Source organism: Marinomonas atlantica (assembly GCF_001639725.1).
GTDB classification, from domain to species: Bacteria; Pseudomonadota; Gammaproteobacteria; order Pseudomonadales; family Marinomonadaceae; genus Marinomonas; species Marinomonas atlantica.
Genome location: NZ_LTAW01000003.1, coordinates 208,324 through 228,099 on the forward strand (window position 1 = coordinate 208,324; position 19,776 = coordinate 228,099).

Here is a 19,776-nt window from a genome sequence, read left to right on the forward strand (position 1 = left end):
AGGAAACCTAGTGATTTCACTTCTTATCGCTGATGATCATCCCTTATTTCGCAGTGCCCTTACGGGGGCGCTACGCGATCGACTCGACGAAGTAGAGATCCAAGAAGCGCATGACCTTGAGTCCACATTAGGTAGCCTAAAAGCACACCCTGATGTGGATTTGTTGCTTCTGGATCTTAATATGCCGGGAAGTGGTGATTTGTATGGATTAGTACGTATTCGTGCAGACTATCCAGATACTCCTATAGCGGTCATATCTGGTACTGATGAAGTTCCGATCGTAGCAAAAGTTATTGAAGCTGGGGCATTAGGGTTTATCCCCAAAACCAGTGAGCCGAGTATCTATCTAGAAGCCATTCGAGCTATTTTAGAGGGCGATACGTGGCTTCCAGTAGGTATGGCGGATAAGCTAGAAAATCAGCCTGCTCCAGATTTGGATATGCAGCGTAGAGTCGCAGAGCTAACACCTCAGCAATACAAGGTTTTGTGCTATCTTCATGAAGGTCTATTGAATAAGCAGATCGCATATGAACTGAACATTTCAGAAGCCACTGTAAAAGCGCACATAACAGCTATATTCCGAAAGCTTAATATTAACAATCGTACACAAGCGGTGTTAGTGGTCAGTGATTTAAACCTTCAGCTTAATTAGAGTCTTTATGCGATGACTTGCATGATGTGTGCGAGTTGCTCGTCTTATCTGGAACTAAATCGATGCCGCCGTGATGGAATGGGTGGCAACGTCCTAATCTTTTTAATCCTAACCAAGTTCCTTTTAAAATACCAAAACGTTCGATCGCCTCGATCATATACGCCGAACAAGTAGGGTAGTAGCGGCAGTTATTACCTAACAGTGGGCTGATTAAGTACTGATAGATAATGACAAATTTTATAAAAGCTTTCTTCACAGGTGCCTTCTATCAAGGTAAATGTTTGGTTTTAATGTCAATTTTAGTGTTGGAGATGGCAAAAAATTGGTAAGGTTCTTGATCTTCTATATCCAATAGTTGGTATTTAAATCATGACCCTATCCGCGATGCCCATGCATGCAGACCAAATTGTTGCCTATCAAGGAGAACCTGGCGCTTACTCGCATTTAGCTTGTAAACACTGTTTTCCTGATTGGGGTATGGTTCACTGCGCCAGTTTTAGCCAAGCGCTTGCTAAAGTTGAGCAGGGCGAAGCGCATTATGCCATGATTCCAGTCGAAAATTCGACTGCTGGCCGAGTAGAAGAAATCTACAGAGAGTTGAAAGGTACGCAATTGTATGTGGTGAAAGAGCACTTTGAGCCAGTGAATCACTGCTTGATCGGCACACCAGATATGATGTTAACAGATGTTCAATTAATCGGCAGTCATCCTCAAGCGTTAGCTCAGTGTAATCGCAACATAAGTAACCTTGGGGCTCAGCAAGTAGCTATGTATGATACTGCGGGTGCAGCGAAGCATTTAGCAGAATCAAAGCAGCAAGGCTTGGCTGTGATTTCGTCGTCGTTAGCGGCAGATCTATATGGGTTGCCGATCTTACAATCCCACTTTAATGATGTAGAAGGTAATACCACACGCTTTCTGGTGTTTGCGAAACAGCAAAAAATGCCAATTTATGAAGAGCAGCAGCGTTATATTACCTCTTTTTTATTCAAAGTAAGGAATATCCCTTCTGCGCTTTACAAAGCAATGGGTGGCTTCGCAACGAATGGCATTAACATGCTGAAGTTAGAAAGCTACATGCTGGATGGTCAGTTTACTGCGACCCAGTTTTATGTCGATGTAGAAGCACATTTTCAATCTCCAGCAATGCAGGCTGCGTTGGAGGAGCTTCGTTTCTTTTCTGAGGAAGTACGTATATTAGGGACGTATTATGCTGACTCGTTTCGTAAGTGAGGACAATATGATCCGATACGCTACAGGCGCCTTACTGGCCATTTATGCTGGTCTAACATCAGCCGATACAATAGATAATTCATTAGCCAGTTTGGATGGTTTATTGTTAGGAGATAATGTACCTGCAGTGGTAACCCCTGCTCGAGTTGAACAGCCACGAGTAGAGGTGTCCTCAACATTGTCGGTATTGTCGGGGGAGTTCATTCGCCGTTCAAACGTACAATATGTGGAAGACCTATTGTTTTATGTTCCAGGATTTTATGTAGGGCCTTACTGGAACTCCTACCGTAAAGTTGTGGCCTATCATGGTACTGAAAAAGATCGCTTTCGCCGCATCCAAGTTCTCGTCAATGGACGCTCGGTGTATAGCTCTGCTTATGCGCGTGTAGATTGGGCGAGTTTAGCGTTGAGTATTGAAGATGTTGCGCGAGTTGAAGTAAACCGTGGCCCTAATGCGTCAAGTTATGGCAGCAATTCCTTTTTAGCAGTGATTAATATCATCACGCGCAGCCCAATGGATACACTTGGCTCTGATCTTGCGTTTGCAACAGATGATCAAGGTAATCGTCGAATGTACGCTCAGCATAGTGGATTATCTGGAAACTGGAGTTACCGAGTATCGGCGTCTCGAGGAACAGTAGACGGATATGCGCGTAAAGGGGATGGTGATCCTAGAAATGATGGTCATGTCCAAACATCTGGCAATATGTTCTTTTTATATGAAGACAATAAACAGAAGATCGACATCGATATCGGTGCCGCTAATTTAGCCGCAGATGTTGAGTTCTACGAAGTACCTGGTGTGAGTTATGATAATACCAGACCTGTCTTAGATCGCGATCGAGAGCACATTAAAGTCAGTTGGGAAGTCGACCAGTCTGCGCAACACACGCTCAGAGCACAGTATTATTATGATCGTTCTGAACGAATTGAAGATCATGATATTAATGTCTACGGTATGGTATTGAATCAGCTGTTTGCCCAAGATTTGCCGGCAAATGAAATTTACAAAGGGCACTTGGTTTCGGATTTAGATGAGAATCGGCACGATGTTGAAGTGCAAAGTATTTGGACACCGAACAGTGATTACCGCTTAGTTAATACCTTGGCTTATCGCCAAGATCACGTCAGTTCTAAGACGTATTTTGACGGTGATTACAAAGAGGAGCTGTTTAGAGCCTCAACTAATTTGAGTTATCGAGCCCTTGACCCGCTTATTATTAATGGTGGTGTCATGTACGAGCATAGTAAGCTTACTGGGGACTATACTTCACCCCAGCTAGGGGCTACGTATAAACTGACACAGCAGTCTTCGATTCGAGCTAATATATCGCAAGCATATCGAGTGCCAGACTTATACGACCAAAAAGCAAACTGGTCGTATGTATTTAATGGTATCCGTTCCATTCCTGCCTATTCAACAGGTATACCTGCTGAGAAAATTACTTCATACGAAGTTGGCTTTTATCGCAATATTCCGACATTAGGTCTGTCTTATGATATTTCGGCTTATCGTGAGAAATTGACGAATTTATCTGGCTCGAACAAAAAATATGAAGACGCTATTGAAGATGGTGGGCTTCTAACACCAAATGAGAGTTACTCGTTTACGATCGATGGAGTCGAAGCCGAGTTGGATTGGCGCTCTGCTCAAGGAACATTGCTGCGAGCCACCATTGCTTATCAAGATACGAAGACCGATGAGGAAGATATAATTGAAACTGTTGCGCCGTTAGTGACAACTCTTTTTGCAAGTATACCGGTCAGTGATAGTATTTCTATAAATTCTCGCTATATTTATGGTAAGGAGGTCGCCTCATACGATCATGAATTTTTGAGTCTATGGTTGGCCTATCGTATGGTTCAAGGATCGAATACATTTACAGCTGGTTTTGGAGGGAATACTCGTTTGGATAATAACCCATATATCCGTGTTAATAATGTAACGGAAGATAAGACCAGCGTATTTATGTTTGCAAACGTATCTTTTTAAGAGCTTAAATTGAAATTATGAGACGGATTTTCATAGTGATCATTGGCTTGTTTTTTCAGGTACTGGCCCACGCCAGTACCTATGTCTATCATGATGGTCGAGAAACTGTCTCTAGAGTACTGTCTCTTTCTTTGAGTGCTTCAACTAACCGCGATATTCCTGCACTCCGCTCACCTGATAAGCAACTTATTGATGGTGACTTAATCATTACTGTTGGTCGAGACAGCTTTGTACAAGTGTGTGACGTTGAGCAGCAAGTTGTGTTGATTGCATTATTTCTCGGCGAAGAAGAATATAGTCAACTGAAACAGCAATGTAGTAAGCCTACTACGGCTATATTCTCAGGGGCCCCTATATCTCTTCGATTGAATATATTAAACACCTTTTGGGAAGATCAGGCGCCAATAGGGATTATTTATAGTGAAGGTTTAGACGTTTCTAATGAGACTTTAGGTGTTACAGAAGATACAAGGTTTGAGATACTCACGAGTGCGATACCTTTAGGGAGTCGTGAGGAAAAGATAAAATCCTTAACAAGCGTGCTTGATCGATCTAATTTAGTGCTGTCTCTCTATGATTCAATGTTGTTCAATGCACAGTTTTCTAAGGATGCGATTCGTTTAATGTTCCACAAAAAAAAATCGCTTGCAGCACACTCTCTTCAACTCGTTAGAGCTGGGGCGTTGTTCTCGGTGTATAGTACGTCGCAAGATAAAATGGCACTTACAAGCTCCTATATTAATGTATTTGAAGCCAGCGCAACATTGATGCCTTCAAGTTATCCTTCTCCTTTAAAGGTAGCGTTTAACCCATACTTAATTAGAATGTATGGGTTGGTATTGCCAACAGATCAATTTTTAATGGATAAATTTGGCGTCTGTCCAGAGTCAGGCTGTCAGAAAGCGTTTTACTAAACTTGTAAAAACAGTCGGTTTTTCTGCATGCAGCCAATGCCCCGTTTCAGGAATCATTTTTACACTTGCATGGGGAAAGTGCTGTAAGGTTTGTTCCTGATAGGTTGGCAAAATATACGATGAATTCTCGCCTTTTATAAACAATGTTGGAGTATCAATATTATTGTTTAGTAATGGTTTTTTAAGAACCGTCTCATAGCCTTTTCGAAGTTCCTCTAACCCTAGATTAATCGCGTGTCCTTGCTCTGTTCGCTTCAGGTTTTTAAGAAGAAACTGTCTTATTCCTGCATTTTTCTCGAATGCAGATAAGATTTCGTCTGCTTGCTTTCTGTTCTCTGGCTTCTGAAGGTTGATTTCCTGTAGACCTTCAAAAATCTTTTTGTGACTAGGTTGATAATCCACGGGAGCAATATCGGCGACGATCAGCTTACGAATTTTTTCAGGATGGTCGCTGGTGAGCTGCATCGCAACTTTGCCGCCAAGTGAATGTCCTAATAAGTAGATGTGATCTAGCTGTTCTTGCTCGAGCCATTCATTGATAGCATCTGCCATAGCGGGAAACGTGACAGGATCTAGTGCGGAAGATTGGCCATGATTAGGTAAGTCTAAGCAATACACTGTGAAATACTCAGACCACTTTTGCGCAATAGAGTGCCAATTATCGGCGTTACCAAAGAGTCCATGTAAGACGACTAGTGGTGGAAGACTTTGGCCGTATTGCTTTGCGTGGATCATACGTATTTTCCTGTGCTGTGACTGTTAGCTTTGCTATATAGTAACAAACTAATTCTTTTGAGCGTACGTTTGACCTAAGGATTCAAGGTGTTCGATAAATATTTTATTCCCGTGATTAAGTGGCCCTTAAACGCAGCCGCGAAGCCTTTGCTTGCTAAAGGCGTGACCGCAAACCAAATAACGGTAATAGGTTTTGTGGTTGGTATGTTGGGGGTAGTGGCTCTTACCCAAGCACTGTATGGTGTAGCGCTCATCGCGATACTGATAAATCGTATTTTTGATGGACTAGATGGCGCGGTGGCAAGGTTGAATGGCAGTGCGTCCGATGCTGGCGGTTACTTAGATATTGTGTTGGACTTCATTTTCTATTCGGCTATTGTATTTGGTTTTGCTGTGGCGAACCCTGAACATCATGCTTTAGCGGCAGCGTTTCTGATCTTTTCGTTTATGGGGACGGGCAGTAGTTTTTTAGCCTTTTCTGTTATGGCGGCTAAAAGGGGGATTGAGCAGCTAGACTATGGCAAAAAGTCACTGTACTTTTTGGGAGGTATTACAGAAGGTGCTGAAACCATAGGTTGTTTTGTCTTAATGTGCCTTTGGCCTGACGAGTTTGCGATCATTGCTGTTGTGTTTGGCTTATTATGCTGGGTAACTACTGGTACCCGTATTTGGGCCGCCTACCGAATGCTGAGCAAAGCCGACCTTTAGCCCAGCAAAGCGATTTCGATGTCACTTTTAACAATAGCGCAGCATGTCAGCAGATAGCCGCTGTGAACCCATGCTAAGGGTTCTACGGGATAACTGACCTTGCCCCACAACAATTTTATCATACAGGATGAGCAATATCCTTCGCGACACTGATATTCAACGAGCACGCCTGCTCGCTCAAGTTGAGGGAGCAGAGGCTCGTCTTCAGTGACAAGAATCTGCTTTTTTCCCAGTAATACGCGATGAACTTCGGCTTCTTCTTTGTGGCCTTGACTAGAGGTCGAAGTCGTCAAAGTCGGCACCATCTAAATCATTATCAATTTGGCCCACAAGGTATGAACTAATTTCCGCTTCTTGTGGTGCTACTTGTACGTTGTCACTGACTAACCAAGCATTGATCCAAGGGATCGGATTATTTTTAGTGCTAAAGTATGGTTCAAGACCGACTGTTTGCATGCGTACGTTAGTGATGTATTCAACATACTGGCCTAGAATTTGAGCGTTTAAGCCAATCATAGAACCATCCTTGAACAAGTATTGAGCCCATTCCTTTTCCTGCTGAGCCGCTTCGACAAAGATATCAATCACATCTTGTTTGCACTCTTGTGCAATCACAGCCATCTCTGGATCGTCTCGGCCGGACGTCATTAGGTTCAACATGTGTTGTGTGCCATTTAGATGTAAGGCTTCATCACGTGCAATCAGTTTAATGATCTTCGCATTTCCTTCCATCAATGTACGCTCGGCAAAAGCGAAGCTGCAGGCAAAACTTACGTAGAAACGAATGGCTTCAAGTACGTTCACTGATGCAACAGTTAGATACAGTGCTTTTTTTAAGGCCTTCATAGAGACGGTGATGTCACCATGTTCAGGAACGTGATGAACACCAAGGCCCATGGTGTTATACAGGCTGACGAGTTCGATCAAATCATCGTAATACTTCGATACACTAACAGCGCGTTTAGCTATCTCATCATTAACGATAATATCGTCGAAGACTTTTGTCGGGTCATTTACGATATTACGAATGATGTGGGTGTAAGAACGACTGTGAATGGTCTCAGAGAATGACCAAGTTTCAATCCATGTTTCCAATTCAGGAAGAGAAACAATCGGCAGCAAAGCAACGTTTGGTGAACGGCCTTGTACACTGTCTAGCAGTGTTTGATATTTAAGGTTGCTTAAGAAAATATGCTGTTCATGTTCCTCAAGCTTCACAAAATCTTTGCGGTCATTAGATAGATCTACTTCTTCAGGGCGCCAAAAAAAAGACAACTGTTTTTCAATCAGTTTTTCAAAAATTGGGTACTTTTGCTGGTCGTAGCGCGCTACATTTACGTTTTCCCCAAAAAACATTGGTTGTTGTAAGCTGTCAAATTTCTTGCGATTGAAAGTAGAGTAACTCATTGCTGTCGGTGATCCTTAAATATGATCGTCTAACAATTAAAAGGTAAGTAAGGTAGAAAGCCCTACGTCAATTGTACGCAGGGCTTGTCAATTTAGATCTTACAAGCGCCGCTTGCGCAATCATCTGCCATATCGTCTTGTTTATCTTCTGCACCATCACGCGTGTTGTGATAGTAGAGTGTTTTAACGCCTAACTTATAAGCAGTTAGAAGGTCTTTCAAGATGACCTTCATCGGTACTTTGCCAGCTTCAAACTTAGTAGGGTCGTAATTGGTATTAGCAGAGATCGATTGATCGACAAATTTCTGCATAATACCGACAAGCTGTAAGTAGCCATCATTTGAAGGAATGCTCCAAAGTAGCTCGTAGTTATGCTTCAAGCGATCAAATTCAGGTACAACTTGCTTTAAGATGCCATCTTTACTTGCTTTAACGGAAACAAACCCGCGTGGTGGTTCAATACCGTTGGTTGCATTACTGATCTGAGAGGAAGTTTCAGATGGCATTAATGCAGACAAAGTAGAGTTACGCAAGCCGTGTGCTTTGATATCTTCACGAAGCGCCTCCCAGTCGTATTGAAGCTCTGTGCTGACGATGTTGTCGATCTCTTTTTTGTAGGTGTCAATTGGTAAGACACCCTGAGCGTAAGTTGTTTCGTCGAAGCCAAGGCATGGGCCAAACTCTTTTGACAGTTTGTTTGATGCTTTTAGTAGATAGTATTGCATTGCTTCAAACGTCTTGTGTGTTAGGTCATTGGCACTGCCATCAGAGTAACGTACACCATTTTTAGCTAAGTAATACGCGTAGTTGATAACGCCCACACCTAACGTACGGCGCTGTTCTGTTGCGCGCTGTGCTGCTGGAATAGGGTAGTTTTGATAGTCCAATAAGCTATCAAGCGCGCGAATAATGAGCTCAGAGAGTTCTTCTAACTCATCTAAGTTGTTCAACGCGCCTAAGTTGAAAGCAGACAGGGTGCACAGAGCTATTTCACCTTCTGGATCATCAATGCGATTCAGTGGTTTGGTCGGTAACGCTATTTCTAGACATAAGTTGCTTTGTTTTACTGGCGCTACTTTAGGATTGAACGGACTGTGAGTATTACAGTGGTCGACGTTCTGTAGGTAAATACGACCTGTACTAGCACGCTCAGAAGCAAATAAAGTAAACAGTTCAGAGGCTTTGATTGTGTGCTTACGGATATTTTTATCTTCTTCATACATCGTATACAGGCGATCGAACTCTTCTTGATCGGCAAAGAAGGCATCGTAAAGGCCTGGTACGTCAGATGGGCTAAACAGTGTAATGTTGCCACCTTTGATCAGGCGCTGATACATTAGACGGTTAAATTGAACGCCATAATCTAGGTGACGTACGCGGTTCTCTTCTACGCCACGGTTGTTCTTAAGAACCAATAGGTTTTCAACTTCTAGGTGCCAAATTGGGTAGAATACCGTTGCTGCACCACCGCGCACGCCGCCTTGAGAGCAGCTTTTAACGGCTGTTTGAAAGTGTTTGTAGAACGGAATACAACCTGTATGGAATGCTTCACCACCACGAATTGGGCTACCGATGGCGCGAATAGCGCCAGCATTGATGCCAATGCCTGCGCGTTGACTCACGTACTTTACGACAGCGCCGGACGTTGCATTAATAGAATCCAAGGAATCACCGCATTCAATCAGTACACAGCTGCTGAACTGACGTGTCGGTGTACGAATACCTGACATGATAGGTGTTGGAAGTGATAATTTAAATTTAGAAACCGCATCATAGAAACGCTTAATTAAATCAAGGCGCATTGAGCTTTCGTATTCAGCGAATAGACAAGCCGCAACCAGAATGTAAATAAACTGTGGGCTCTCGTAGATCTCGCCAGTGACGCGGTTCTGAACGAGGTACTTGCCTTCTAATTGTTTAACCGCCGCGTACGAAAAATCCATGTCACGAGAGTGATCAATGAAGCCATTTAGGGTGTCTAACTCTTCGGCGCTGTACTTCTCAAGAATTTGTTTGTCGTAACGGCCTTGCTCGACCAGGCTGCGAACATGTTCTTGTAGGTGCGGTGGCTCAAACTCACCAAATGCTTTTTTGCGTAAGTGGAAAATGGCTAGGCGCGCAGCAAGATATTGATAATCTGGTGTGTCTTCAGAGATTAAATCGGCTGCAGACTTGATTAGAGTCTCGTGGATATCGGTCGTACGAATGCCTTCAAAAAACTGAATCTGCGCTTTTAGCTCCACCTGGGAAACGGAAACATTTTCCAACCCTTCAGCCGCCCAAGTGATAACTTTATGGATTTTATCAAGGTTAATGTTCTCGGTGGTGCCGTTCCGCTTGGTGACTGTCAGAGTGCTCATGCCTTAGATTCCCATTGCTGCAGTAAAACCTGTGGATATACTGTATATAGTATTTTCAGGTACTGCTTGATACTAGATGTAGTGTAATTCGATTTTGATGGCACGAACAATAGTGCTCATGGCGATGAAAATCAAGGCTTGAAAAATGCAAATTTTTAAGCCTCACCGCGCAATGAAGTGATCACTTACGTGAGGGTGCCCAATAGTTCTCAAACCAGTAATTGCAATACTAAATTAACAAATTTTCTTTCGTTTTTCGTAGTGGTTACAAGCTGATCATTGGTCCATTAGTTGACGATAAAGTAAGCGGCCATAACCAGGGGATAAAGTATGAGCTGGTGTAATAGGTAGGCCAATAGTGCGTGTTTCCCCAAAAACGAGAACAGTTTAGTTAGCTGACTTTGGGGGATCTGCACCTTATGGAAATTCATATAACCAAATATTGGACCAATCAAAACGACTCCCAACCATAAAATAGGATTGACAAAATCCAGAGTTGTACTGGGTACAGCAAAGGCCTGAATAAACCATTTATGCGCACTGATGGAGCTGATATTAAAGATGAAGCTAGTTGCAATGAGTGATAAACCGAGTAGAAAAGAGGTGTAAGGGTGCACTGATAGTGGACGAACAATAAAGCCTGCTAAAAAGATAAAGTGCAATATGCCGAAAAATACCCATTGGTCTGGTAGCGCTAAGTAAGTACCGACAGTGATCAAGCTGGCAGCAAAGGCGACTTTGCATTGTTTTTTTAAAAAACGTGTGATTGGCTGATGATTAAGCGCAGCAAGGTAGCTTGACCAACCTACGGCACTGGCAAACATAAAGACGATTAAGGCCCTAAAGTTTACCCAAAAATCGCTGTAGGCATCAAAATGAACAAAGCCGAAGTCTTTTAAGTTCCAGCAAAGATGAAAGATGATCATTAAAATGACCGCTAGGCCACGATAATTATCCAGCAAGTTATAACGTATTATGGGCAAATTAGAGGTGAGCATTCAGTTATATTCTATTGATTGCAAAAAGCCGTATAGGCAAATCTAAAGCGTCTATACGGCCTTGGGATATTATGACGGAATTTCCTTGGTTAGGGCGCTTTGCGTACCATCTTCCATTTTCCGCTGTCATTAAGTGTAAAGACAATGCGATCGTGCAGTCGGCTTGGTCGTCCTTGCCAAAATTCGATAGATGTTGCTGAGACGGAATATCCTCCCCAATTATCAGGACACGGTAGATCTTTATCCTGATACTCTTGCTCTAATTTCGCAAACTCTTTAGACAGAACATCACGTGAAGTGATGTCTTGGCTTTGTCGTGAAATACTGGCCGCGAGCTGGCTGCCTTTCGGGCGCGTTGCAAAATAGGCCTCAGAGACTTCTCGTGAAACTTTCTGCGCAATGCCTTCAATACGAACCTGTCGAGATAAGGCTGGCCAAAAAAATGTCAGAGCAACATTAGGGTTGATTGCGATGTCTTCACCCTTATCGCTTTCATAGTTAGTGAAAAAGCTAAAGTGATTCGCGTCACGTTGCTTCAAGAGTACGGTACGACAGTGGGGGCGGTTTTCTTTATCGACAGTACTAAGCAGCATGCCTGTTGGATCGTCAGGACATACTTCTATTGCTTGATCAAGCCAGGCATCAAACAAAGCAAGCGGATTGGAGCCTGCTTTTTCTTCCGTTAGGTCATCAAATTGATAATCTCGGCGTAATGATTGTAGGTCGCGATTCATAATTTAAATCCGATAAGTCGAGTGAGTCATGAGTTTTGATACCAGTGTCATTATGTTCATAACGGGCTGTGGGAATTCATAACCGCCAGAATCTAATGCCATTTGTTTATGCTTGGCTTCATCTATGTGCATTTGCTCGAGTACTGCGCGCGAACGTTGGTCTTGCGCGGGTAGAGCAGACATGTGCTGGTCTAAATGGAGGCAGACTTGATCTTCGGTAGCTGCTACAAAGCCTAGGCTGAGTTTATCGCTAATAAGACCCGCTCCTGCACCGATACAATAAGAAGCGCCGTAAAACAAAGGGTTCAGAATACTTGGCTGACTACCTAGTTCTAGTAAGCGCTCTTCACACCAAACCAAGTGATCAATTTCTTCATTGGCAGCGTGCTCCATTTCTGTTCTAACGGCATCAAGTTTTGCTGTCGTTGCTTGGCCTGCATATAACGCTTGTGCACAAACTTCGCCAGTGTGGTTGATGCGCATTAAACCAATGGAATGTTTGCGCTCAGACGTTTCTAGTGAAACCTCTTCATGCTGTCGCGCTGGCGAAGGGCGAGTCGCTGTTGCCGCTTTTGGTACTAACGTCTGCAAAGCTCGATCGAATTGAATCACAGCTTTATCAAGTTTTGTTAGGTGCATGACTAATACCTTCTATTAACCTGGTGGCCACGTCATTGAACGTCCGCCAAGGACGTGCATGTGAATATGATAGACCGTTTGGCCACCCATCTCGTTACAGTTCATGATGACACGATAACCGCTTTCGTCTATACCTAGCTCTTTGGCAATTTTTGCTGCTGTAATAGGCAGTTTGCCAACCAGTTCGGCATCGTCATTCGACAGATCATTTAATGTGCTGATATGGCGCTTTGGAATGACTAAGAAGTGTGTGGGGGCTTGAGGGACAATGTCCTCAAAGGCGATTACATCCTCGTCTTGGTAAAGTATTTTGGCTGGGATGTCACCGTTGACAAGTTTACAGAACAAGCAATCCATTTAATTCTCCTAAGTCGGTGTTTATTATTTTGTTAAAAGTCATCAATCACAAGTTTATTACAGTGTTCTTTTGATTTTAGGCAACACTGTGTGACTCACTCGTTGTGCGCGCTCAATGTCTGGCAACAATTTAGTCTCGATTTGGGCACTGTAAACAAAACCGTCGAAGCCTAAGGCACTTGCGTAGTCTTGTGACATATTAACATTGTTTGAAATCAGGAAGCATGAATCGCGTTCATGTAAAATACTGGCAAAACCAGCAAGCTCGGATGCGCCAAAATTTTGTTGATCTTCAAACAGTAGAATAACAAAACGATCATGCGTTGTACGGTCTACTAATAGCTGATGTAATTCTTCAACTTTATCGATATGACTCGTGCTGAACAAGCGAGATAATAAAAAAATCCCTGTGCGTTCAAGCAGTTCAGAGTCTTGATGGCCGATGAGAAGCATTATTATATCTTCTGTTTGTGTAAGTCTAGCTAGCTCACTTACTTCTACTGGGCGAGCATTAACTGGTATTTGACAGATTAAGGATCTACTTCTGCCATTCCCTATCAAAGAAATGTCACCTTCTAATTTCTCGACTAACTCTTGCAAGTAGCGTGGACTAAAATAGTGTTCACTTTCCAATGTAATAGTACTTGGAATTGGGTGTGCGCGAATAATAAGTTTGCGTTGACCATCTCGATCGTTAGCTTCTATAGCGCTGTCTATATGCAGGGTTTGATCCGTATGGTGTTTGAACTCCTCCATAACAGCTTGGTAAATATGTTTAATTATTCGGTTATGAGAAAGTATTTCCCAGTTCAGCGTACTTTCATATTGCATTTCTACTTCAGCATTAGTTTGGTCTAGCGCATAGAAGTTAAGCATGGCTTCATCGATTAATAGCTGTAAGTTGGCTGGTCGGCTTGAGGTGTCTGTTTCATGGCTATTCAAGTTTTGGATAATAGAAATTCGTTCGGCTAAATTCGATAGGTTTTTATAGGCCCGTTTGAGCTCTTCATTATTTGGATTTAACAATGAGTATTGGTGATCAATAATTTTTGTTTGGCGTTTAATTCTAGAAGCTAATTCAGAGAGTAAGTTTTCGCTAGAGCTATCATCCGCTTTTATTGCATGGCTATGAGTTGGGGTGTGGCGCGTAATGATGCCAGCGAAGTGAACCAGAGCTTCTAAAATAATCGCAGTGGTTAAACCCCATTCATGCCAAAATGGCAGTGATAATATTCCGTAAGCAGCAAGGATCCAAAATAAATGGCCTATCGTAAGGGCTAATCGTGCGACTAGATAATATTGCGCATACGGAATCTTTAGATAGACTCCGTACATGGCAATTCCTAACAACACAAGTAACGTCATTGCTGCGCTGGTGCTTAAAAACGCGATATTAAGTTCATGGGGTGCTAAGGCGAAAATAAAGGCAAGTACGAAGTTGCATAGAATGATAAACAAGAGAAATTTGTCAGTACGAGGCAGGTGCTCTGGGGTATCGACATAATATCTAGTAAACCAAGTAATTAGGGCTGTGCATGCTAAAGCTGAGAAGTTATAAATACGTTCTTGTAAGCCTGTAATTGTAGGCAATAGCTGGTATACCAAGCCATGTAGTGAAAAGTGTAAGCAAGCAATCCCCACTAATAAGCCACTGTAGAGCAGGTACATAGGATGGCGAGTACGTAAATAAAAAAATAAATTGCTAATAAACAGCAATAAGAGCATTCCCATTAAGAAGCCTGTAAAAGAACTGTCTTCTTGAATGTCGTTACTTAATGCCGATAAGGTCTTTACTTCCATGAATAAGTTTATAGGTACTCTGGAAGATACTTTAATATATACGGTGTACACCGGAGTGGTGTGAAGTGGTAAGGGAATAATATAGTCAGGATAGGCAAGAGGGCGGTTTGTATAGGGGCGAGCGTCGCCCATCTCGGCAAAAATTTGGCCGTTTGGGAGGTTGTGGGTGTATACATCAACTATTTGAGCTCGTGGTGCCTTGATGTGCAACACTGCAGATTGCCCAGACTTTAACTTTGAAGCGATATCGACTCGAATCCAGATGTTGCCTTTGATTAAGCCAAATTGTTGAAATTGGTTCTTAAGAGGGATAAAGCGTTTGCGCAACTGCTCAGAGTCTAGATCTCGAAGTGTGAGACTACTTGTTTCGTCAATATAGTAACTGCCAACGGAGCCAACATTGACGCGTTGAGTATTCTCATCCAATATCGCCATCATCGGGGCGCTATAGGCTGTATTGGTCAGCAATACAATTGCGAGTAGAATGAGCGCTTGCGAACAGTGTTTTATCAAATTGGCCTCCTGAAGGCCTACATTATTAACTAGTTAGGGTGTGAAATGCTATATCCAATCTTGGTGGAATATTATGTCTGGTGGTGTATCGCACTATTAGCGGTGACTTGGTTTACTCGAGTGCATCAAGGGCAGACTCGAACTAACTTTTTATATGGCTACGCCATGTTAGGCACCATCGGCTTTTTATTGGATTTAGAATGGATGGCCGGTGTTATTTTTGGCTTGATTGTTCTAGAGGTTGGGAAGAAATTTAAGGCCTGGTTGGATAAAAAACAGGCTAACCTAGGTAAGTAGTATGACGGCTACTTCAGAATCCCAAAAAAGGCCACTTACCTTCGGTAAATGGCCTTTTTGTTAGTGGGAAGTAAAATTACTTCTGCTGTTCGCGCGATACAGCGCGGTGGCCGATATCGGTACGGAAGTAAACCTTATCCCAAGAAATTTGTTTAACGACTTCGTAAGCACCAGCTTGCGCTTCGGCAACCGTATTGCCTAAAGAAACAGCGCACAAGACGCGGCCACCATTGGTAACAATGTTGCCGTCTTTTTGCGTTGTTCCCGCATGAAAGACTTTTTGGTGCTCGGGTAATTCAGCGTCATATCCTGAAATTACGTCGCCTTTATTGTAAGACGCAGGGTAACCGCCAGCAGCCAGTACAACACCTAGGCTTGCACGAGGGTCCCAATCGGCTTCAACAGAGTCCAGCTCACCGTTTACAGCAGCTAAACACATGGCAACCAAGTCAGAGCGTAAACGCATCATAATTGGCTGTGTTTCAGGGTCACCAAAACGGCAGTTGTACTCAAGTACTTTAGGTGTGCCATCAGGTGCAACCATAACGCCAGCGTAAAGAAAACCACGGTAACGATTGCCTTCGGCATTCATACCTTTCACAGTTGGCATAATAACTTCGTTCATGATGCGATCATGAATTTCAGGTGTTACTACTGGAGCAGGGGAATAAGCCCCCATGCCGCCTGTGTTCGGTCCTAAGTCACCGTTATCGCGTGCTTTATGATCTTGACTAGACGCCATCGGTAGAACAGTCTCACCGTCGACCATCACGATGAAGCTAGCTTCTTCGCCAAAAAGGAACTCTTCGATGACAACACGTGACCCAGCGTCGCCAAACGCGTTACCTGCTAACATGTCTTCTACAGCGGCAATGGCTTCTTCTTCGGTTTGCGCCAAAATAACGCCTTTGCCAGCCGCTAGACCATCGGCCTTCACGACAATCGGAGCACCTTGCTGCTTGATGTAAGCCACCGCAGCAGGAATCTCGGTAAAGTTACCGTATGAACCTGTTGGGATGTTATGGCGTGCCAAAAAGTCTTTTGTGAAAGATTTTGAGCCTTCCAACTGTGCTGCTGCTTTTGTTGGACCAAAGATCGGCAATTCTTCTTTTTCAAACGCATCCACTAACCCAATGACCAAAGGCGCTTCAGGGCCAACGATGGTTAGAGCGATGTCATTTTCTTTTGCGAACGTCAATAGGGCGTCGATGTCTTCACCGTCGATGTTAACGTTTTCAAGTTTTGGCTCGATGGCTGTGCCGGCATTGCCGGCGGCAACGAAAACGGTTTCAACGTCTGCAGATTGAGCTGCTTTCCAAGCAAGCGCGTGTTCGCGCCCGCCGTTACCAATTACAAGAACCTTCATGCTTGTGTCCTATTCCTATGCTTAGTGACGGAAGTGGCGCATGCCAGTGAAGACCATCGTCATGCCAGCTTCGTCTGCAGCTGCAATAACTTCGTCATCACGCATAGAGCCACCTGGTTGAATAACCGCAGTGATACCTGCCGCTGCCGCAGCGTCAATGCCATCACGGAACGGGAAGAAGGCATCTGATGCCATGACGGAACCTTCTACTTGTAGGCTTTCGTCTGCCGCCTTGATGCCCGCAATTTTAGCTGAGTAAACGCGGCTCATTTGGCCAGCGCCCACGCCGATAGTTTGGCCTGCTTTAGCGTAAACAATAGCGTTAGATTTTACGAATTTCGCAACTTTCCAAGCAAATAAAAGATCTTTTAGTTCTTCTTCAGAAGGCTGACGCTTAGATACGACTTTAAGGTCGCTCAGCTCTACAGCACCGTCGTCACGATCTTGAACCAGTAGGCCACCGTTCACACGTTTGTAGTCAAGCGCCGCAGGTTTGTCTGCTGACCACTCGCCACACTCAAGTAGACGAACGTTTTGTTTCGCCGCAACGATTTCTAGCGCCGCAGCACTGACTTTAGGGGCAATGATGACCTCGACGAACTGACGATCCACAATGGCTTGTGCTGTTTCAGCGGTTAGCTCTTGGTTGAAAGCAATGATGCCACCGAAAGCAGATGTTGGGTCCGTTTTAAAAGCTAGGTCGTAAGCTTCAAGCTGGTTTTCAGCGGTTGCAACACCACATGGGTTTGCATGTTTAACGATCACACAAGCAGGCTCTTGGAAGCTTTTAACGCATTCAAGTGCTGCGTCAGTATCAGCAATGTTGTTGTAAGATAGTGCTTTACCCTGTAACTGCTTAGCTGTACTGATAGACGCTTCTTGTGGGTTTGATTCTACGTAGAACGCCGCTTTTTGATGAGGGTTTTCGCCGTAACGCATTTCTTCTTGCTTGTTGAATTGCAAGTTGAACGTGCGAGGGAAGTCTTCGCTGCCACCTTCTACTTTCTTACCTAGGAAGTTTGCAATGTTGCCATCGTAGTTCGACGTGTGCTCAAACGCCTGTACGGCAAGGTCGAAACGTTGGTCGTATGTAAGACCACCATTTTCTTTCAATGATGCAATGATGCCTTGGTAGTGAGATGGGTCTACAACAATAGCGACGTCTTTGTGATTCTTCGCGGCAGAACGAACCATGGTTGGGCCGCCAATGTCGATGTTTTCAATCGCCATTGGTAGGTCGCAATCAGGGCGAGCAATGGTCGCTTCGAATGGGTAAAGGTTGACAACGACCATATCAATTTCATTGATACCGTGTTCTTGCATGATCGCACCGTCGATATCACGACGACCCAAGATGCCACCGTGTACTTTAGGGTGAAGCGTCTTAACTCGACCATCCATCATTTCAGGGAAGCCAGTGTAGTCAGATACTTCAACTGCTGCGACGTTATTTTCTAGCAACAGTTTGTAAGTACCACCTGTAGAAAGGATTTCCACGCCTTGGTCGGCTAATTCGCGCGCAAATTCTACAATGCCAGTTTTGTCTGAAACGCTGATAAGGGCGCGTTTAATTGGAGTCGTGTTTGCCATGATGCTTCTCGTAATGTGATTAACGATTTATAAAGTTAGGGGAACGGGTAAAACGAAAAAAGGGCGCAAACGCCCTTTTTTATTTACAGCATACCGTACTGCTTCAGCTTTTTACGAAGCGTACCACGATTTAAGCCTAGAATCGCGGACGCTTTAGTTTGATTGTCTTTAGTGTAATTCATGACTGATTCAAGTAGAGGAGCTTCTACTTCAGCTAACACTAGTTGGTACAAATCAGTTACAGGTTGGCCGTCTAGGTGAGCAAAGTAGTTTTGCAAAGCTTTTTCTACATTATCGCGTAGGGTTTGCGATTGCTCAGCCGAAGCTGTTTGAAACGTTTGAGTATGTGTTTGATCTACCACAGAATAACCTTCTATTTTAAAGCTAACCATTTTGAAATAAGCGTCTGCGAAGTGAGTGACTTCGTACACTATTCAGGTACCAGAAATGTTTCTTAATGCGCTAAGAAACAAAGAATTCATTCAACAGATCGAGCTGTTCTTGTGCATCTTCGATGCGATTAAACTGGCTGCGAAATGGCGTTGTGTCTGCCAGTGTTTGCAGATACCAACCAACGTGCTTACGCGCAATTCTTGTTCCCATGTAGCTACCGTAAAAATCATGCAATGCTTTCACATGATTGATAACGATGGCTTTAACTTCATCCGATGAAGGGGGCGGTAAAAGCTCGTTGTGTTCTAGGTAGTGATTGACTTCCCGAAATATCCATGGGCGTCCTTGAGCGGCGCGACCAATCATGACAGCGTCTGCTTTGGTATAGTCTAAAACCTGCTTCGCTTGCTGCGCGTTTTGAATGTCGCCATTGGCAAAGACTGGAATCGAAATCGATTGCTTAATCTTTGCAATGGTGTCGTACTCTACGTCGCCTTTAAACTTACAAGCGCGTGTGCGGCCATGCACAGCTAAAGCTTGAATACCTGATTGTTCGGCAATTTTCGCTATTGTTAAGCCGTTGCGTTGATCAAGAGACCAACCTGTACGGATCTTAAGCGTTACAGGAACGTCAACACTACTGACCACAGATTCGAGTATTGTTTGTACTAGGGACTCGTTTTGCAACAAAGCCGAACCAGCCGCTTTGTTGAGTACCTTCTTAGCAGGGCAACCCATGTTAATATCAATGATTTGTGCACCCAGTTCCACGTTTTGACGAGCCGCTTGAGCCATCATTATGGGATCTGCGCCAGCAATTTGTACTGAGCGGGGTGCTACCTCTGCATCATGAACCAAGCGCATACGACTTTTATTGGTGTCCCAAAGACGTACATCAGATGTGACCATTTCTGACACAACTAAGCCTGCACCGTGTTGGTGGCAAAGACGTCGAAAGGGTAAGTCTGTTACGCCAGCCATTGGGGCAAGAATAACGGGCTTTTCGATGCTGAAGTTGCCAATACTGAAGGCCATGATGTTTCTAAATACCGAATCTGTTGTTAAAGATCTGCTACACCGTCGAGCG

General features: G+C 43.8%; 20 protein-coding genes. 6 read left to right on the forward strand and 14 right to left on the reverse strand.

Features of this window, described 5'->3' with window-relative positions; genetic code table 11:
* The first annotated feature begins 10 nt into the window (after positions 1-10).
* On the forward strand, positions 11-652 hold the full coding sequence (locus AYW75_RS06140) for a LuxR C-terminal-related transcriptional regulator (protein ID WP_067096936.1): 642 nt from the start codon (positions 11-13) through the stop codon (positions 650-652).
* On the opposite strand, the gene yidD is transcribed toward AYW75_RS06140, so the two are convergent.
* Positions 645-908, reverse strand: a complete 264-nt coding sequence (gene yidD / locus AYW75_RS18620) for a membrane protein insertion efficiency factor YidD (RefSeq protein WP_082856417.1) — start codon at positions 906-908, stop codon at positions 645-647. The genes AYW75_RS06140 and yidD overlap by 8 nt on opposite strands.
* A gap of 113 nt (positions 909-1,021) precedes the next feature.
* On the opposite strand from yidD, the gene AYW75_RS06145 reads away from it, so the two are divergent.
* The 3 genes from AYW75_RS06145 to AYW75_RS06155 are packed head-to-tail and all read left to right on the forward strand — an operon-like array spanning position 1,022 to position 4,792.
* Positions 1,022-1,885 (forward strand): prephenate dehydratase, encoded by an 864-nt coding sequence (locus tag AYW75_RS06145; protein ID WP_067096939.1) that lies wholly within the window; start codon positions 1,022-1,024, stop codon positions 1,883-1,885.
* Positions 1,863-3,878 carry a TonB-dependent receptor plug domain-containing protein gene (locus tag AYW75_RS06150; protein WP_067096942.1) on the forward strand — a complete coding sequence of 672 codons (2,016 nt, stop codon included), beginning with the start codon at positions 1,863-1,865 and terminating at the stop codon, positions 3,876-3,878. The genes AYW75_RS06145 and AYW75_RS06150 overlap by 23 nt, the downstream gene beginning before the upstream one ends.
* 17 nt (positions 3,879-3,895) lie before the next feature.
* Positions 3,896-4,792 (forward strand): hypothetical protein, encoded by an 897-nt coding sequence (locus AYW75_RS06155; RefSeq protein WP_156490818.1) that lies wholly within the window; start codon positions 3,896-3,898, stop codon positions 4,790-4,792.
* On the opposite strand, the gene AYW75_RS06160 is transcribed toward AYW75_RS06155, so the two are convergent.
* Positions 4,766-5,527, reverse strand: a complete 762-nt coding sequence (locus AYW75_RS06160) for an alpha/beta fold hydrolase (protein WP_067096948.1) — start codon at positions 5,525-5,527, stop codon at positions 4,766-4,768. The two genes, AYW75_RS06155 and AYW75_RS06160, sit on opposite strands and share 27 nt — an antisense overlap.
* Before the next feature lie 87 nt (positions 5,528-5,614).
* On the opposite strand from AYW75_RS06160, the gene AYW75_RS06165 reads away from it, so the two are divergent.
* The gene (locus AYW75_RS06165; protein WP_067096951.1) at positions 5,615-6,235 is read left to right on the forward strand and encodes a CDP-alcohol phosphatidyltransferase family protein; all 621 of its coding nucleotides are present in this window, start codon (positions 5,615-5,617) and stop codon (positions 6,233-6,235) included.
* On the opposite strand, the gene yfaE is transcribed toward AYW75_RS06165, so the two are convergent.
* From yfaE to AYW75_RS06205, 8 genes are all read right to left on the reverse strand, one after another.
* Positions 6,232-6,528, reverse strand: a complete 297-nt coding sequence (gene yfaE / locus AYW75_RS06170; protein WP_231886156.1) for a class I ribonucleotide reductase maintenance protein YfaE — start codon at positions 6,526-6,528, stop codon at positions 6,232-6,234. The two genes, AYW75_RS06165 and yfaE, sit on opposite strands and share 4 nt — an antisense overlap.
* Positions 6,509-7,642, reverse strand: a complete 1,134-nt coding sequence (nrdB, locus tag AYW75_RS06175; RefSeq protein ID WP_067096957.1) for a class Ia ribonucleoside-diphosphate reductase subunit beta — start codon at positions 7,640-7,642, stop codon at positions 6,509-6,511. The genes yfaE and nrdB overlap by 20 nt, the downstream gene beginning before the upstream one ends.
* Positions 7,643-7,734: 92 nt before the next feature.
* The gene (nrdA, locus tag AYW75_RS06180) at positions 7,735-10,002 is read right to left on the reverse strand and encodes a class 1a ribonucleoside-diphosphate reductase subunit alpha (RefSeq protein ID WP_067096959.1); all 2,268 of its coding nucleotides are present in this window, start codon (positions 10,000-10,002) and stop codon (positions 7,735-7,737) included.
* Positions 10,003-10,289: 287 nt separating this feature from the next.
* Positions 10,290-11,000, reverse strand: coding sequence for a heparan-alpha-glucosaminide N-acetyltransferase (locus AYW75_RS06185; RefSeq protein ID WP_067096962.1), 711 nt, complete (start codon positions 10,998-11,000; stop codon positions 10,290-10,292).
* A gap of 89 nt (positions 11,001-11,089) precedes the next feature.
* Entirely contained in the window at positions 11,090-11,734 is a 645-nt protein-coding gene (gene pdxH / locus AYW75_RS06190) for a pyridoxamine 5'-phosphate oxidase (protein ID WP_067096965.1), read from the reverse strand.
* Positions 11,735-11,737: 3 nt separating this feature from the next.
* On the reverse strand, positions 11,738-12,373 hold the full coding sequence (gene coq7 / locus AYW75_RS06195) for a 2-polyprenyl-3-methyl-6-methoxy-1,4-benzoquinone monooxygenase (RefSeq protein ID WP_067096968.1): 636 nt from the start codon (positions 12,371-12,373) through the stop codon (positions 11,738-11,740).
* A gap of 15 nt (positions 12,374-12,388) precedes the next feature.
* Positions 12,389-12,730, reverse strand: a complete 342-nt coding sequence (locus tag AYW75_RS06200) for a histidine triad nucleotide-binding protein (RefSeq protein ID WP_067096971.1) — start codon at positions 12,728-12,730, stop codon at positions 12,389-12,391.
* 57 nt (positions 12,731-12,787) lie between these two features.
* A complete protein-coding gene (locus AYW75_RS06205; protein ID WP_156490819.1) occupies positions 12,788-15,043 on the reverse strand; it encodes a 7TMR-DISM family protein in 2,256 nt (751 codons plus the stop codon).
* 45 nt (positions 15,044-15,088) lie between these two features.
* Between AYW75_RS06205 and AYW75_RS06210 the strand changes: the two genes are divergently transcribed.
* The gene (locus AYW75_RS06210) at positions 15,089-15,340 is read left to right on the forward strand and encodes a hypothetical protein (protein ID WP_067096977.1); all 252 of its coding nucleotides are present in this window, start codon (positions 15,089-15,091) and stop codon (positions 15,338-15,340) included.
* A gap of 76 nt (positions 15,341-15,416) precedes the next feature.
* On the opposite strand, the gene purD is transcribed toward AYW75_RS06210, so the two are convergent.
* The 4 genes from purD to dusB form a co-directional block, all read right to left on the reverse strand.
* Complete coding sequence (gene purD / locus AYW75_RS06215; RefSeq protein ID WP_067096980.1) at positions 15,417-16,706, reverse strand: phosphoribosylamine--glycine ligase; 1,290 nt, start codon at positions 16,704-16,706, stop codon at positions 15,417-15,419.
* A 21-nt stretch (positions 16,707-16,727) separates the two neighbouring features.
* Entirely contained in the window at positions 16,728-18,296 is a 1,569-nt protein-coding gene (gene purH / locus AYW75_RS06220) for a bifunctional phosphoribosylaminoimidazolecarboxamide formyltransferase/IMP cyclohydrolase (protein ID WP_067096983.1), read from the reverse strand.
* An 83-nt stretch (positions 18,297-18,379) separates the two neighbouring features.
* Positions 18,380-18,658, reverse strand: coding sequence for a DNA-binding transcriptional regulator Fis (gene fis / locus AYW75_RS06225; RefSeq protein WP_067034794.1), 279 nt, complete (start codon positions 18,656-18,658; stop codon positions 18,380-18,382).
* 100 nt (positions 18,659-18,758) lie between these two features.
* A complete protein-coding gene (dusB, locus tag AYW75_RS06230; protein WP_197478906.1) occupies positions 18,759-19,724 on the reverse strand; it encodes a tRNA dihydrouridine synthase DusB in 966 nt (321 codons plus the stop codon).
* Positions 19,725-19,776: the final 52 nt, after the last annotated feature.

What these genes read in the sequence shown, in the direction of transcription:
- coq7 (WP_067096968.1), bottom strand. Translation starts at nt 12,373, where the DNA reads ATGCACCTAACAAAACTTGATAAAGCTGTGATTCAATTCGATCGAGCT.
- pdxH (WP_067096965.1), bottom strand. Translation starts at nt 11,734, where the DNA reads ATGAATCGCGACCTACAATCATTACGCCGAGATTATCAATTTGATGAC.
- dusB (WP_197478906.1), bottom strand. Translation starts at nt 19,724, where the DNA reads ATGGCCTTCAGTATTGGCAACTTCAGCATCGAAAAGCCCGTTATTCTT.
- AYW75_RS06200 (WP_067096971.1), bottom strand. Translation starts at nt 12,730, where the DNA reads ATGGATTGCTTGTTCTGTAAACTTGTCAACGGTGACATCCCAGCCAAA.
- nrdB (WP_067096957.1), bottom strand. Translation starts at nt 7,642, where the DNA reads ATGAGTTACTCTACTTTCAATCGCAAGAAATTTGACAGCTTACAACAA.
- AYW75_RS06160 (WP_067096948.1), bottom strand. Translation starts at nt 5,527, where the DNA reads ATGATCCACGCAAAGCAATACGGCCAAAGTCTTCCACCACTAGTCGTC.
- AYW75_RS06210 (WP_067096977.1), top strand. Translation starts at nt 15,089, where the DNA reads ATGCTATATCCAATCTTGGTGGAATATTATGTCTGGTGGTGTATCGCA.
- AYW75_RS06145 (WP_067096939.1), top strand. Translation starts at nt 1,022, where the DNA reads ATGACCCTATCCGCGATGCCCATGCATGCAGACCAAATTGTTGCCTAT.
- AYW75_RS06185 (WP_067096962.1), bottom strand. Translation starts at nt 11,000, where the DNA reads ATGCTCACCTCTAATTTGCCCATAATACGTTATAACTTGCTGGATAAT.
- AYW75_RS06150 (WP_067096942.1), top strand. Translation starts at nt 1,863, where the DNA reads ATGCTGACTCGTTTCGTAAGTGAGGACAATATGATCCGATACGCTACA.
- purD (WP_067096980.1), bottom strand. Translation starts at nt 16,706, where the DNA reads ATGAAGGTTCTTGTAATTGGTAACGGCGGGCGCGAACACGCGCTTGCT.
- AYW75_RS06155 (WP_156490818.1), top strand. Translation starts at nt 3,896, where the DNA reads ATGAGACGGATTTTCATAGTGATCATTGGCTTGTTTTTTCAGGTACTG.
- purH (WP_067096983.1), bottom strand. Translation starts at nt 18,296, where the DNA reads ATGGCAAACACGACTCCAATTAAACGCGCCCTTATCAGCGTTTCAGAC.
- nrdA (WP_067096959.1), bottom strand. Translation starts at nt 10,002, where the DNA reads ATGAGCACTCTGACAGTCACCAAGCGGAACGGCACCACCGAGAACATT.